The 1006-nt window shown below is 51.0% G+C and carries 2 protein-coding genes; both read right to left on the reverse strand.

Going from position 1 to position 1006, the window contains the following annotated elements; genetic code table 11:
* A partial coding sequence (locus tag AYY17_RS13830; protein ID WP_156656689.1) for a hypothetical protein occupies window positions 1-203 on the reverse strand: 203 nt, incomplete at its 3' end.
* Between the two features lie 123 nt (window positions 204-326).
* A complete protein-coding gene (locus AYY17_RS13835; RefSeq protein ID WP_067406088.1) occupies window positions 327-845 on the reverse strand; it encodes an Hcp family type VI secretion system effector in 519 nt (172 codons plus the stop codon).
* Between the last annotated feature and the right edge of the window lie 161 nt (window positions 846-1006).

Genomic DNA, 1006 nt, shown 5'->3' on the forward strand with positions numbered 1-1006 from the left:
GCAAGCCCTAAGTGATCGGTAAAACTGAGCGCCGGTAACGGGCTGACAACAGAAACAGATAAGGTAAATAAAGAAGAAAGGGCTTCATTGAGGGTAAATTCGGTGACCTGAAACGTCTCTTCCGGCAGATTATGGACCCGGCAGGTAAAGACCAGCCCGGAGCGCCCCTGTATGCTCTGTAAGAGATCAGAAAAGGAAGGCATAGCAGTTTCCCTTCATATCGGAAAGAGAATTTCGGACAAAGCTACCGCAGGACAGCGCTGTCCGAAATTCCCTGAGATAAAGAATCAACCCGATCAGCCTGTTGCAGACCGGGTTGTGAGTGTTTACGCTTCGACAGGCGCGCGCCAGTCGTCTGCACCGGAAGTACCGGCAACGGTGTGTTCCCAGTCGATTTTGCGGTAAGAGAGCGACACTTCAATCAGTTGGGTAAAATCAGACTTAGACGGATCCTGACAATGCGGCATTTTGCAGTCGATATTGACGATGGTCGCATCTTCCAGTGACGTGGTGAAGAAATGCTCTTGTTTGCCTTCAACTGAGGTGCGGTACCATTTCAGTTGTACTTTCGGCAGCATTTCACCGGACGCCAGGGCGTTATACAGCAGCGGAACGGCTTTATTCAGTGCAACGGTGAATTTGAACGGGCGGTGCGCACGCTGACCGGATGGCTGACCAGACTGTGGGTCAGTCGGGACAGTCACAATATGGTCAAACTGCTGCACCAGCATTTCGTCTTCATGACCCTGGACATAGATGTTGCCGACAGATTCAGCGGTAAACGCACCGGCGGTGATGTTGCCCTGCGTTTTGCCTTCGATGGAGATGTAGCATGGAGTTGGCATAGTAAATCCTTATAAAATAAAATGATAACAATACGTTACCTGACGTTTCATCGTCATCAGCCAATGCGCATGGTGATAGTGTGAACCCAACGTCATTCAAGATGCAGGCAGGCGGCAAGCTCCGGCTGCCGGGGAGCATACATTAGTATGTGACCCGTCGG

Origin of the sequence: Morganella psychrotolerans, assembly GCF_001676055.1 — a bacterium.
Taxonomy (GTDB): Bacteria; Pseudomonadota; Gammaproteobacteria; order Enterobacterales; family Enterobacteriaceae; genus Morganella; species Morganella psychrotolerans_B.